A 13,011-nucleotide genomic window follows, 5' to 3' on the forward strand; every position below is an offset into this window, starting at 1 on the left:
GGTGGAGGTAATGGAAAAAGTCTCTATAATCGGGGCAGGCAGTTGGGGAACCGCGCTAGCTGTTGTGCTGGCTGAAAATGGACATGATAGCTTAATTTGGACGAGACGTGCAGAACAAGCAGATGAAATCCATAATCAGCACACGAACAATCGGTATTTGCCAGATGTGAAACTGCCCGATAACCTTAACTCTACTAGTGAACTACAAATGGCGGTCAAACATGCGAAAACGATTATACTTGCCGTACCGACTGTTGCGATGCGTGAAACTTGTCGCCGTATACAGGAATTATTAACTGAACCTGCTTTATTTGTCCATGTCTCCAAAGGAATTGATCCGAATTCATTGGAACGGATTTCTGAAATCATTGCAGATGAAATCGATGAAACATTGCGCGAAGCCATTGTCGTGCTGTCTGGACCGAGCCATGCGGAGGAAGTCGTACTTAGACATCCGACAACAGTAGCGGTCGCTTCAAGCAACATGGAAGCGGCAGAACGGGTACAGGATTTATTCATGAGCAATTATTTCCGTGTCTATACGAATAAAGATGTAATTGGTGTGGAGCTTGGCGGGGCATTGAAAAATGTCATCGCTTTAGCTGCCGGAATTTCTGACGGTCTAGGTTACGGTGATAATGCAAAGGCTGCTCTTATTACGAGAGGCCTAGCAGAAATCACACGTCTGGGTGTTAAAATGGGTGCGGATCAACAAACATTTTCTGGATTAACGGGACTCGGCGATTTGGTCGTTACATGTACAAGTGTTCACTCTAGAAACTGGCGGGCAGGAAACTTACTTGGAAAAGGTCAGTCTCTAGAAAGAGTGACTGAAGAAATGGGCATGGTCATAGAAGGTGTGCGTACTACGAAGGCCGCGTTTCAGTTAGCGCAGCAGTTTAATGTCAACATGCCGTTGACAGAAGCTCTGTATTCCATACTATTTGGAGGGATTCCCCCTAAACAAGCCGTGGATCAATTAATGACTCGCGGTAAGAAACAAGAAATCGATACATTTTTCGGTATTTAAACAGTAGGAGGGTGACAATTTTGTCCTCGTTAGATAAAATGTGGCTATCTTTTTACGCAATGGGATTCATGGTGGTTTCAATGGGCTTGATTTATTTAAGTCGATATAAAATAAAAAACCGTGTAGTACAGATTCTATTTGCGATTATTGCCTATACACTATTAATTTCATCGTTCTTCGCAATGGTCTATTTAGTATTCAACGGACCGACTGGAGGGGCGTAACGTATGAACAAACGAATCTTTATATTTTCAATGATACTCTGTGGACTTTTGTTGTCTGCCTGTGGCGGTCGCCCACCTGAAGAAAAACAAGCAAGTGAGACACCGTATCCTGAACTTCAAGAAACAATCCAGAAAGCTGTAGAGCGCTATCAAGAACAATCAGGCGGTCTATTACCAATTAAAACACGCGATCAAGAAACCGATCAATTCATCAAATATCCAATCGAGTTCTCAAAAATCGTGCCGGACTTCACTGAAAAGATTCCGTCCAACGCATTCGAAAACGGTGGGATCTTCCAATATGTTCTCATGGATGTGGAAGAAAATCCTACCGTTAAGCTAGTCGATTTGCGTATAACTGAAAAACTACGCGACTTAAACTTGCGTAAATTTATTAACGGAGAACTACCATTCCTAGATCCGGTCGGAGACAACGTCTATGAAGTAGACTTCAAGAAAATGGGCTTCAAAGAACCACTAACTGTCCAAAGCCCGTACTCTGACGCTCACTTACCCATCGTGGTAGGCGGCGACGGAAACTTCTACGTGGATTATTCCATCGATCTCAACAAGATCTTGATGGAACAAAAGCCTAAAATAGAAGCAGGCAAAGACATCCGTTATCTACTATACGAAGACTCCCTAGTACTTCCGGCATACTCCTTGCCGTACACAGTTGACGAAAACAACGAACCCGTGTTTATGAAGAAATAACGTTCTTTAATTTGTAGGTGACCCCATGTACCAGCACTTGAACTTTACATATTTCAAAGAGCGATACAAACTGTCCCATAATATAATTAGGATTGGTACGGAAGATGGGAAGACTCTGGGAGGATCAGCCTGACAGGTGAGACCGCTAAAGGAACGCAGTGACTAGCGGGCTCACCGCGAGCCCTCCAATAAGCGCTCCCATCTGGAGTACCAATCCCGAACGGTTACAAAGTTTATTAACTAAATTAGTAGCATTACCCAAAAACGTTTCATGCATTTATGCATGAAACGTTTTTCTATTTCATAAGCTACAATGCGGAGAAAAAGGAGGGCTAATGATGAAAGAAGAACTATACGAAAACTTAGCTAGAAGAACAGACGGCGATATTTATATAGGTGTGGTAGGCCCTGTTCGAGTAGGGAAATCCACTTTTGTCAAACGAGTCATGGAGGAAGTCGTAATCCCCAACATGACGGATGCCAACGATCGGATACGCGCACAAGACGAACTTCCCCAAAGTTCACCAGGTCCCGTAATCATGACTGCAGAACCTAAATTCGTACCTGCCCAAGGCACAAGCGTTTCAATAGGGGATGGCGAGCTGGAATTCCAAATTCGCCTAGCAGACTGTGTAGGTTACGTCATCGACGGTGTCAAAGGATATGAGGACGAGGATGGACCGAAATACGTTCATACACCATGGCACAATGAGCCGATCCCGTTCCAGGAAGCGGCACGCATCGGAACAGACAAGGTTATTCGTGATCACTCCACTATAGGGATCTTGCTGACGACAGACGGCACGGTAAACAATATTTCACGCGCAGCCGCTGAAGTGGCTGAGAAAGAAATTGTTTCGAAATTGCAAGAGATTGGTAAACCATTCGTCATTGTATTAAATTCTAAAATGCCTGCCCATGAAAAAGCATTGGAACTGAAACAGCAATTACATGAAAAATATGGTGTTCCAGTAATTGCTATTAGTGCGGATCAGCTCAATGCAGCAGAGATCCAGCTCATTCTTAAAGAAGCGTTGTATGAATTCCCTATCACGGATATCGAACTGCAACGTCCTGACTGGATGGAGGAGCTTGGAGATAGCCATAAGCTGAATGCACGTATCGATCAGCTAATCACAGATGGATTCCTTGGTGTCTCTAAGATTCGTAAAGTTCAGGAGATTGCGGAGCTATTGCAAGAAGAAGAATTTATTAGACAAGCGGAAGTGGTGGAAGTTGATGCAGGTAAAGGCCGCGCCATCGTGAAGATTGATATGGATGAGCAAGCCTTTGTTAATGTGTGTGAAGAGTTCATGGGAACAGAAATGCGCTCAAAAAAAGATTGGTTAATCTTCATTCAAGAGGCAGTTAAAGCAAAAAAATCCTATGATATGTATGCGGAAGCAATTGATACAGCAAAAAAATCAGGTTATGGTGTAGCGTTGCCTTCCATTGAAGATTTTCAGCCAACTGCTCCTGAGTTGATTAAACAAGACACGTTTTATGGTGTGAAAATGAAAGCGAAAGCCCCTTCACTTCACATTATTCGAATCGACATGGAAGCGGAATTTGCTCCATTAATCGGGTCCGAATTCCATAGTCATCACTTGTTGAAAGAGTTGAAAAATGCGTATTTACATGATCGTGAAGCATTATGGGAAACCCAATTATTTGGTACACCATTGCATGAAGTCATGAAAGAAAGTATCCGATATAAGACTGCCGCAGTTCCAGATCGAGCTAGAAAACGCTTGCGTGAAACAATTGAACAAATGGTTAATGATGGGAATAAAGGTATGATTACGTTTATTGTTTGAGGTGAAAAATTAAGAAAACCACACAAAAAATGTAGTTTAAAATGAAGAAAGATCCGTCAAAAACGGGTCTTTTTTCTATGCTTTTCTTTCAAAATCGCTTGAAATGCCGTGAATAAAGGAAAAGCGCGATAATATTGTTGCACCGTAGTTTTTCTTATGTTACTCTTTTTACAGTGTTAACAGCAATAGCATCCCCCTTTGAGAGGAGGTGAACGGTGTGAATAAAACAGAATTAATTAACTCTGTGGCAGAAGCGGCAGGTCTAACAAAAAAAGACGCAACTAAAGCTGTTGAAGCTGTATTCGATACAATTCAATCGACTCTTGCTAACGGTGATAAAGTTCAATTGATTGGTTTCGGAAACTTCGAAGTACGCGAACGTGCTGCACGTAAAGGACGTAACCCACAATCAGGCGAAGAAATCGAAATCGCTGCAAGTAAAGTTCCAGCTTTCAAAGCAGGTAAAGCACTTAAAGACGCAGTAAAATAATTTGAGATTTTACATAGGAGTCCGTCCAGCAAATCTGTTCATCAGATGGCCATGGATGGACTCCTTTCCTTTTTTTTATTGGGATACATAAGGAAGTACAAGTAACTATACGGAATGAATGGAATGTGCTAATATTTTGGGGAAATAGGTTTAGTTCCTACAAGGAGGACATGCTGTTATGAAAGAGCAAGATATAAATAAATTAGAACAGGCAGTTACAATGATACTGGAAGCGATCGGTGAAGATCCGACTCGTGAAGGATTACTTGAGACGCCAAAACGTGTTGCTAAAATGTATCAAGAGGTATTTGAAGGTTTAAATAAAGATCCAAGAGAGTATTTTGATACAGTATTCCATGAGAATCATGATGAAGTGGTATTGGTGAAAGATATTCCTTTTTATTCCATGTGCGAACATCACTTAGTTCCGTTTTTCGGTGTAGCACACGTAGCATATATTCCGCGTAATGGAGTAGTTGCAGGTTTGAGCAAGTTGGCAAGAGCTGTTGAAACAGCAGCACGTCGTCCACAATTGCAAGAACGCATTACATCCAGTGTGGCAGATGCCATGATGGAAAAGTTGAATCCCCATGGTGTCTATATCATTATCGAAGCTGAACATATGTGTATGACGATGAGAGGAATTAAGAAGCCGGGAGCTAAAACCATCACGACTGTAGCTAGAGGAATCTATGAACATGATGACGTGAAACGTGCTGAAATTTTATCTCTCATTAGAACGCACTAAGGTCTTTGCCCAGCGCTTGCTGTATATGCTATCATTAGAATTATATATAGACTGGAGATGCGAAAATGACACAACCAGATTATCTAATTATCAAAGCGAAAAAAGATGGAGTGAATGTTATTGGGCTCACGAGAGGCAATGACACCAAGTTTCACCATACCGAAAAGCTGGATAGAGGAGAAGTCATGATCGCGCAGTTTACCGAGCATACCTCCGCTATTAAGATTCGGGGAGAAGCTGAAATTCATACAGCACATGGCGTAATTGCCAGTGAAGAAAAAGAATGACCGTATCCTTACGGGAATGGAGCTTACTGATGGAAACAAAAGGATTCACTGACCAAGTCGACAATTATATACACCATTTGCGACGTGCTATTTATCAGCCAGTGGTCGAACGAGATGCTGGGCATGCTTCGATTGACAGGCGAAAAGCTTCGTTGCTCCTATTGCCTATGCTTAACGGAGAGCAGTGGACAGATGAAATGCAAACCGCGGCGTTGGCGATTGGTGCCATCCATACGGCTTTTGACGTCCATGATCAAATCGATGTCGTGGATGCTTCTTCCAAAGAACAGCAATTGATGGTCCTTGCAGGCGATCACTTCAGCGGTATCCACTATAAGCTATTGGCGTCAATTCCAAACTTCCATCTCATTCGTTCTTTGTCATTGGCAATCGGCAGAGTTAATGAATGCAAGACGACATTGTTTCAAGCACCACCGCCTACTCTTGAAGAGCGGTTGCAGTTGATTGCTGAAGTGGAAAGCGCATGTATTGTGAAATTCTTCGAGGCATTCGGCTTTAGTCGCTACACACATATCGTAGAAACAGTCTTTCCACTCGTTTGGTTGCTCGACAGCACACAGCATGACTTGAATCGGATGAAATTTCCGCATCTAGTGCCGAGTACGAATGATACACAAGAGTGGATCGATCAATTACAACTACAGCTGAACAACAGATTAAATAACAGCTTTTATTTACATACTGAAGTACTAGAAGAGTTGCAGAAAATGACGAATCAATGAGAAAGTAAACTGAAGTGAAGAAAGAAGGGACGAACTGTGGCGGTCTCAAAAGAAGAAAAAGTTCATAATGTCTTTGAAAAAATTTCGACAGACTATGATAAAATGAATTCCGTGATCAGTTTCAATCAACATATTAAATGGCGGAATGATATCATGGCACGCATGAACGTACAGCCTGGTGCTAAAGCGCTTGACGTTTGCTGTGGTACTGCAGACTGGACTGTCGCATTGGCTCAAGCTATAGGCCCTACTGGCGAAGTTGTCGGTTTAGACTTCAGTGCCAACATGCTGGATTCGGGCAGAGATAAAGTAGCCCCTTACCCGAACCTTACGTTAGTTCAAGGTAACGCCATGTCACTTCCTTATCCGGACAATTCATTTGATTATGTAACGATCGGGTTTGGTCTTCGCAATGTTCCCGATTACTTGACTGTATTAAAAGAAATGCGACGCGTGTTGAAGCCGGGTGGAATGGCAGTGTGTTTAGAAACATCTCAACCTAAAATTCCTGTATACCGTCAAGGGTTTCGCTTTTATTTCAAATATATTATGCCAGTATTCGGTAAGCTTTTCGCAAAGAGCTATAAAGAATATTCTTGGCTTCAAGAATCAGCAAATGATTTCCCAGGCATGAAAGAGCTAGCACAGCTTTTCGTCGATGCAGGATATCAAGAGGTTTCGTACAAGTCTTACAGTGGCGGTGCGGCGGCAGGCCATATCGCTTATAAATAATGAATACACGGGAGAAGGTAATGGGGTTGGAAAAAATTAAGTTGATGTCGCTTTATACGGATTTCCGCAAAGATATGTCCTATATTGAAAAAGAGCTTGAGCGTTCCGTGCAATCCTCTTCTCCCATTGTTCGTCAAGCTTCCTTGCATTTATTGAAAGCCGGTGGAAAAAGGATTCGGCCCATTTTCGTTATAATGGCTGCTCAATTCGGAGCTTATTCGCTGGAAAGCGCTGCGAAAATTGCAGTGTCCCTTGAATTAATCCACATGGCATCTCTCGTCCATGATGACGTAATTGATGATTCTGATATGCGACGCGGTTTAGAAACCGTTAAAGCGAAGTGGAACAACCGGGTGGCAATGTATGCAGGTGACTTCATCTTTTCACGAGCACTGACATCTATCGGTACTATCGAGAAAGCACCTGTCCATCAGATTCTCGCTGAAACGATGCTTGAGATATGCAAAGGGGAAATTATCCAGATTGATTTCCAACAACAAACCGATCAACATTTTCGCGACTATTTGAAACGTATTAAGCGAAAGACTGCTTTACTGCTATCTTCTAGTTGTGAACTTGGCGCACTCAGTGCAGATGCAGATGCTCAAACTGTTCAGAAACTAAAGAGATATGGGTATTTCACTGGAATGGCATTTCAAATCGTCGATGATATTTTGGATATCACTTCAACAGATGCAGAACTTGGGAAACCTGCAGGAAGCGACTTATTAAATGGTCATATTACATTGCCTGTTTTATACATAAAAGATGATGAACAATTCAAGCCCTATATGGATCGTGCTTTTACTGGACAGATGGAAGAGTCGGATAGACAATCGATGCTTCGCTATATTCGACAGAGTGGTGCGATTGAAAAAGCACAGCATGTAAGTGATCTCTACTTATCCAAAGCGCTAAAAGAATTGGAAAGTTTGCCGAATGGTAAGTCGAAGAAAGCACTGACTCAAATTGCTGATTTTATCGGTCAACGAAAATATTGACGAAGTTTGTTAATAGTTGAAAGAAAAAGGCGTCAATGTTACGATTTAAAAGGGATAATCCCTATAGAAGATTGAAGGAGTGTTTTAGAGATGGAAAGAACATTTTTAATGGTAAAGCCTGACGGCGTACAACGTAACCTTGTAGGTGAAATCGTTGGTCGTTTCGAAGACAAAGGATATCAATTAGTTGGCGGGAAATTGATGAACATTTCTCAAGAACTTGCTGAACAACATTACGGAGAGCATAAAGAACGTCCATTCTTCGGAGAACTTGTTGACTTCATTACTTCCGGACCAGTTTTCGCAATGGTATGGGAAGGCGAGAACGTAATCTCTACTGCTCGCTTAATGATGGGTGCAACGAATCCAAAAGAATCAGCTCCCGGAACTATTCGTGGAGATTTTGCTGTAACAGTAGGCAAGAATATTATTCATGGTTCAGACTCAACTGAGTCAGCAAGCCGCGAGATTAACTTATTCTTTAAAGAAGAAGAGCTTGTGACTTATGACAAAACAGTGAACAACTGGATTAATTAATCGCCAAGAACAGCCGAGCGAATTTCGCATGGCTGTTTTTCTTATACATACGACATACATTTTCCGTTATAATAAGAACGTACATAAGAAAGCAACGGCAACAGGGGGTTGTTAAATGTCTGATTATTTGGTGTTAATTCAAGGGGTCAAGAAGAAAACTGGGATCGATTTGTCTTTGTATAAAGAAGCCCAGATGAAGAGGAGACTCACTTCTCTGTATGAAAAGAAAGGCTTTCGTAATTTTAAAGAGTATTCTCTAGCTATTCAAACGGACAAGGACTTGCTGGAAGAATTCTTGGACCGCATGACGATTAATGTGTCAGAATTTTACCGCAACGCCGTACGTTGGAACGTCTTAGAGAAGAAAATTTTACCTCAATTATTGGAGAAAAATAAACGATTGAAAATTTGGAGCGCAGCTTGTTCTACCGGCGAAGAGCCTTATTCACTTGCAATGGTTCTATCATCCTACCTTCCATTGCGTGATATTTCCATTTATGCAACGGATCTAGATATGGGCGTATTGAATCGTGCCAAAGTTGGCCTTTACAATGATCGTGCATTAAAAGAAGTGCCAAAGCCAATCGTAGATAAATTCTTCATAAAAGAAGGTGCTTCTTATCAAGTAGTAGAAGATATCAAAAAGACAGTTACATTCAAACAGCAAAATTTGCTGGAAGATCGTTATGATACGAACTACGATTTGATCGTCTGCCGTAATGTGATGATCTACTTTACGGAAGAAGCAAAAGATCAGATTTACACCAACTTCTCCAAAGCACTTAAACCAGGTGGTATTTTATTCGTTGGAAGCACGGAACAAATATTCAATCCTGAAAAATACAACTTTGAATCAGTAGATACATTCTTTTATAGAAAAAAACAATAAACCACGTTACGGAGGAATGGAATATGCGCTTTATTACAGCTGGAGAATCCCATGGTCCACAGCTTACTGCCATCATTGAAGGATTACCTGCACAGATGGAACTAACTGCTGAGATGATTAATAAAGAATTGAAGAGAAGACAAGGTGGACACGGTAGAGGTCGCAGGATGCAAATAGAGAAGGATCGTGTAGAAATCTCATCAGGTGTACGTCATGGTAAAACAATAGGCTCGCCAGTAACGCTGACGGTTGTTAACGATGATTGGAAACATTGGACAGGCATCATGGGCGTAGAACCACTTCCTGAAGACATGAATCCTGAAGACGTGAAGCGCCAAATCACTCGTCCTCGTCCTGGACATGCAGATCTAGTCGGCGGCATGAAATATGGCCACCGTGACTTGCGAAATGTTTTGGAGCGTTCATCAGCACGTGAGACGACGATGCGTGTAGCAATCGGAGCGGTAGCAAAACAATTCTTGCGTCAGCTTGGGATTGAAACTGTAGCACATGTTACGGAAATTGGTGGCATCGAAACAGATCCTGCTGCTTACGCTGATCTTTCCATAGAAGAACTGCGCGCCATCGTAGAAGAGGATGCAGTATATTGTGCGGATAAAGAGGCATCTGTCAAAATGACGGAAGCTATAGATGATATTAAAAAGCGTGGTGATACACTGGGGGGCGTAGTGGAAGTCATCATTGAAGGATGTCCTCCGGGAATTGGTAGTTACGTGCAATTCGATCGCAAAATGGATGGCAAGCTTGCAGGGGCTATGATGAGCATCAATGCTTTTAAGGGTGTTGAAATCGGCTTAGGGTTTGATATGGCAAAAATGCCAGGCAGTGAAGTTCACGATGAAATAAGCTGGAATAAAGAGCTAGGATATTACCGGAAATCCAATCGTTTAGGTGGACTTGAAGGCGGAATGACGACAGGTATGCCGATCATAGTTCGCGGTGTCATGAAACCAATTCCGACGCTTTATAAGCCACTAGAGAGTGTAGATATCGATACAAAGGAATCCTTCGTTGCCACAATTGAGCGTTCTGATCCTTGTGCGGTTCCTGCTGCATCTGTTGTAGCTGAACATGTCATCGCAACAGAGATGGCTAAAGCGATTATGGAAGAATTCCGTTCGGATACAATGGAAGGTTTACAGAAGGATATTGAACAATATAGACAATATGTAAAGGAGTTTTAAGATGGAGAAGTTAACTGTTTCCGTCCGGGATCACCAATACGATGTCTATGTAGGTTCGAACACCTATGAATTACTTCAGACTGAGTATGCAGAATTGCTGAGTACGACAGATAAAATCGGGATTATTGCCGATGCGCGCGTGGCAGAATTACACCTCCCTTTATTGCAAGAAACTTTACTACGTTCTGGTCACGAAGTATCGGTGAAAATCGTCCCTGGCGGCGAGAAGTGTAAAATGCCGGAAGTATACGTAGATTGTCAGTCTTTCTTACTGACGGAAGGTTTTACGCGAAATTCACTCTTGATCGCATTTGGCGGAGGAGCGTGTGGGGATTTAACAGGTTTTGTGGCAGCTACGTTTATGCGTGGTATTCGCTTCATCCAATGTCCGACCACTGTACTTGCACATGATAGTGCAGTCGGTGGTAAAACAGCCATCAATATGCCGGAAGGGAAAAATATGGTAGGATCTTTCCATCAACCTTCAGCTGTATTGTTTGATACGGATGTATTCAATACGTTGCCTGCATCAGAAATGCGTTCAGGCTTGGCAGAATTGGTCAAGCATGCCTTTATTTCTGATCCGTTATGGACAGAGCAGTTACTGGAAAAAGAACAGTTTTCTACACCTTCTATAGAATGGCTTGAGAAGGAATTACTTCAAGGGATCAAGGTAAAAGCAGATATCGTTAGAGAAGACGAGTTTGAGAATTCCACGCGCAAGTTTCTGAATTTCGGTCATACATTTGGACATGCAGTGGAAGCGGCTTCTGGATTTGGCAGCCTCAGTCATGGGGAGTGTGTCATGATTGGTATGGGTTACGCCTTCTTGCTAAGTGAGAAATACGGTAATATCCCTGAAGGATTCACGAATCGCTATCTTCATTTTGCTAACAAGAACGACTATACCTTTAAGCCGGTATTCTCTTATAGTTTCGAAGAGTTATTATCCTATATGCAGAAGGATAAAAAAGCTTCATTCGGCAAGATGAATTTTGTTTTATTACAAAAAATCGGTGAACCTTTTGTGAAAGAAATTAGTTCAGAAGAATGTCGAACGGCATTTGAGGAATTCAAAGAAAAGTTGGAAAGTGAGGGAATCGTATGAGTGTTAGAGGAATTAGAGGCGCGACTACAGTAGAAAATGATGACGCGGAAGAAGTGTTGCTGGCGACAGAATCACTTGTACTCGAAATGGCAGAAGCGAATCAATTCAAACCCGAAGATATCGGTTCTGTAATTGTTTCAACTACGGTAGATGTCAAAGCGGCATTTCCCGCAAAAGCAATCCGCTCAATTAAAGGGTGGACGTATGTCCCCGTCATGTGTACACATGAAATCGATGTACCTGGCTCGATGCGTAAGTGTATACGGGTCATGATGAACGTCAACACTTCTAAGAAACAAGAGGAAATACAACATATCTATCAAAATAACGCAGTTCAATTACGACCCGATTTACAAAAATAACTCAACGAAAGTAAAGGAGGAGCCATCCAATGAAGTGGAAACCAATTTTACGCACAATGAAACCTTATACACCCGGTCGTTCATTAGAGGATGTCAAACGTACATACGGTCTGCAAGAAGTACATAAGCTCGCTTCAAATGAAAACCCTTATGGTTCATCACCTGAAGTCGCGGAATATTTACATTCACAGGCTGCTAAATTTGAAATTTATCCAGATGCGTACACTGCAGGATTACGTGGAAAGCTAGCTGAATTCCATCAAATTGATCCGAATGAAATTCTTTTCGGAAATGGTTCTGACGAAATTGTCACCATTATTTCCAGATCTTTACTGCAACCGGGTACGAATACGGTGATGGCTTCTACAACTTTCCCGCAATACGCACATAATGCAAAAATAGAAGGAGCCGAAATTCGTGAAGTGGCTATGCTCGAAAATGGTGATCACGATTTAGAAGGCTTTTTACAAGCTACTGATGAAGAAACAGCGGTCATCTGGGTATGTAATCCGAATAATCCAACAGGTAATCTTTTATCGAGTGAATCGATTAAAAAATTCTTGGATCGGGTACCAAAAACGGCACTTGTTGTTCTCGATGAAGCATACTTTGAATTTGTTACGGATCCGACACAGCAAGACGCTATAACGTGGATTCACGATTATGACAACTTAATTGTACTTCGTACTTTCTCCAAAGCGTACGGATTGGCAAGTTTTCGCATAGGCTATGGCGTCACTAACGCAAGTGTAGTAACGGAGCTCAATAAAGTGCGGAACCCGTTCAACAACAGCTCACTCGCATTAGCGGTAGCGGAAGTGGCTCTTGCTGATCAGCGGTTCCTTCAAGATTGTGTAACGAAAAATGATGAAGAACGAAAACGCTATGCAGACTATGCGAAACAACATGCATTGGCAATCTATCCGTCGGCAACTAATTTTGTATTAATCGCTGTCCCTGGAGATGCGGATGCTGCATGCGAGATTTTATTGCAAAATGGATATATTGTTCGCAGTGGAAATCTGCTAGGTACGCCAGGATTTGTTCGCGTGACGATTGGAACGCATGAACAAAATACAGGCTTCTTTAACGCGTTCGATCAACTATTAACTAACCAATAAGGA

16 protein-coding genes are annotated in these 13,011 nt (G+C 42.1%); all 16 read left to right on the top strand.

The window, feature by feature from the left end:
- Positions 1 to 10: 10 nt before the first annotated feature.
- Positions 11 to 1,030 carry an NAD(P)H-dependent glycerol-3-phosphate dehydrogenase gene (locus CSV73_RS01555; RefSeq protein WP_099626426.1) on the top strand — a complete coding sequence of 340 codons (1,020 nt, stop codon included), beginning with the start codon at positions 11 to 13 and terminating at the stop codon, positions 1,028 to 1,030.
- 11 nt (positions 1,031 to 1,041) lie between these two features.
- Positions 1,042 to 1,254, top strand: coding sequence for a DUF2768 domain-containing protein (locus tag CSV73_RS01560; protein WP_369802563.1), 213 nt, complete (start codon positions 1,042 to 1,044; stop codon positions 1,252 to 1,254).
- A gap of 3 nt (positions 1,255 to 1,257) precedes the next feature.
- A complete protein-coding gene (locus tag CSV73_RS01565; protein ID WP_099626427.1) occupies positions 1,258 to 1,968 on the top strand; it encodes an LptM family lipoprotein in 711 nt (236 codons plus the stop codon).
- A gap of 338 nt (positions 1,969 to 2,306) precedes the next feature.
- The gene (gene spoIVA, locus CSV73_RS01570) at positions 2,307 to 3,785 is read left to right on the top strand and encodes a stage IV sporulation protein A (protein WP_085133386.1); all 1,479 of its coding nucleotides are present in this window, start codon (positions 2,307 to 2,309) and stop codon (positions 3,783 to 3,785) included.
- 217 nt (positions 3,786 to 4,002) lie between these two features.
- Entirely contained in the window at positions 4,003 to 4,275 is a 273-nt protein-coding gene (locus CSV73_RS01575; protein ID WP_037561579.1) for an HU family DNA-binding protein, read from the top strand.
- Positions 4,276 to 4,453: 178 nt separating this feature from the next.
- Positions 4,454 to 5,023, top strand: coding sequence for a GTP cyclohydrolase I FolE (folE, locus tag CSV73_RS01580; RefSeq protein WP_085133387.1), 570 nt, complete (start codon positions 4,454 to 4,456; stop codon positions 5,021 to 5,023).
- A 65-nt stretch (positions 5,024 to 5,088) separates the two neighbouring features.
- Entirely contained in the window at positions 5,089 to 5,310 is a 222-nt protein-coding gene (gene mtrB / locus CSV73_RS01585) for a trp RNA-binding attenuation protein MtrB (protein ID WP_029053045.1), read from the top strand.
- Between the two features lie 29 nt (positions 5,311 to 5,339).
- Positions 5,340 to 6,053 carry a heptaprenyl diphosphate synthase component 1 gene (locus tag CSV73_RS01590; protein ID WP_158232263.1) on the top strand — a complete coding sequence of 238 codons (714 nt, stop codon included), beginning with the start codon at positions 5,340 to 5,342 and terminating at the stop codon, positions 6,051 to 6,053.
- A 36-nt stretch (positions 6,054 to 6,089) separates the two neighbouring features.
- Positions 6,090 to 6,785, top strand: coding sequence for a demethylmenaquinone methyltransferase (locus tag CSV73_RS01595; protein WP_085133389.1), 696 nt, complete (start codon positions 6,090 to 6,092; stop codon positions 6,783 to 6,785).
- A 26-nt stretch (positions 6,786 to 6,811) separates the two neighbouring features.
- On the top strand, positions 6,812 to 7,786 hold the full coding sequence (locus CSV73_RS01600; RefSeq protein ID WP_099626580.1) for a polyprenyl synthetase family protein: 975 nt from the start codon (positions 6,812 to 6,814) through the stop codon (positions 7,784 to 7,786).
- A 90-nt stretch (positions 7,787 to 7,876) separates the two neighbouring features.
- On the top strand, positions 7,877 to 8,323 hold the full coding sequence (gene ndk, locus CSV73_RS01605; RefSeq protein ID WP_085133390.1) for a nucleoside-diphosphate kinase: 447 nt from the start codon (positions 7,877 to 7,879) through the stop codon (positions 8,321 to 8,323).
- Positions 8,324 to 8,438: 115 nt separating this feature from the next.
- Positions 8,439 to 9,212: a CheR family methyltransferase gene (locus CSV73_RS01610; protein ID WP_085133391.1), complete on the top strand. Its 774-nt coding sequence runs from the start codon at positions 8,439 to 8,441 to the stop codon at positions 9,210 to 9,212.
- 23 nt (positions 9,213 to 9,235) lie between these two features.
- Positions 9,236 to 10,417, top strand: coding sequence for a chorismate synthase (gene aroC, locus CSV73_RS01615; protein ID WP_085133392.1), 1,182 nt, complete (start codon positions 9,236 to 9,238; stop codon positions 10,415 to 10,417).
- Position 10,418: 1 nt separating this feature from the next.
- Complete coding sequence (gene aroB / locus CSV73_RS01620; protein WP_085133393.1) at positions 10,419 to 11,525, top strand: 3-dehydroquinate synthase; 1,107 nt, start codon at positions 10,419 to 10,421, stop codon at positions 11,523 to 11,525.
- Positions 11,522 to 11,887, top strand: coding sequence for a chorismate mutase (aroH, locus tag CSV73_RS01625; RefSeq protein ID WP_085133394.1), 366 nt, complete (start codon positions 11,522 to 11,524; stop codon positions 11,885 to 11,887). The genes aroB and aroH overlap by 4 nt, the downstream gene beginning before the upstream one ends.
- Positions 11,888 to 11,916: 29 nt before the next feature.
- A complete protein-coding gene (gene hisC / locus CSV73_RS01630; protein WP_085133395.1) occupies positions 11,917 to 13,008 on the top strand; it encodes a histidinol-phosphate transaminase in 1,092 nt (363 codons plus the stop codon).
- Positions 13,009 to 13,011 lie beyond the last annotated feature (3 nt).

The sequence above is a fragment of the Sporosarcina sp. P1 genome (assembly GCF_002743155.1).
Taxonomy (GTDB): domain Bacteria; phylum Bacillota; class Bacilli; order Bacillales_A; family Planococcaceae; genus Sporosarcina; species Sporosarcina ureae_B.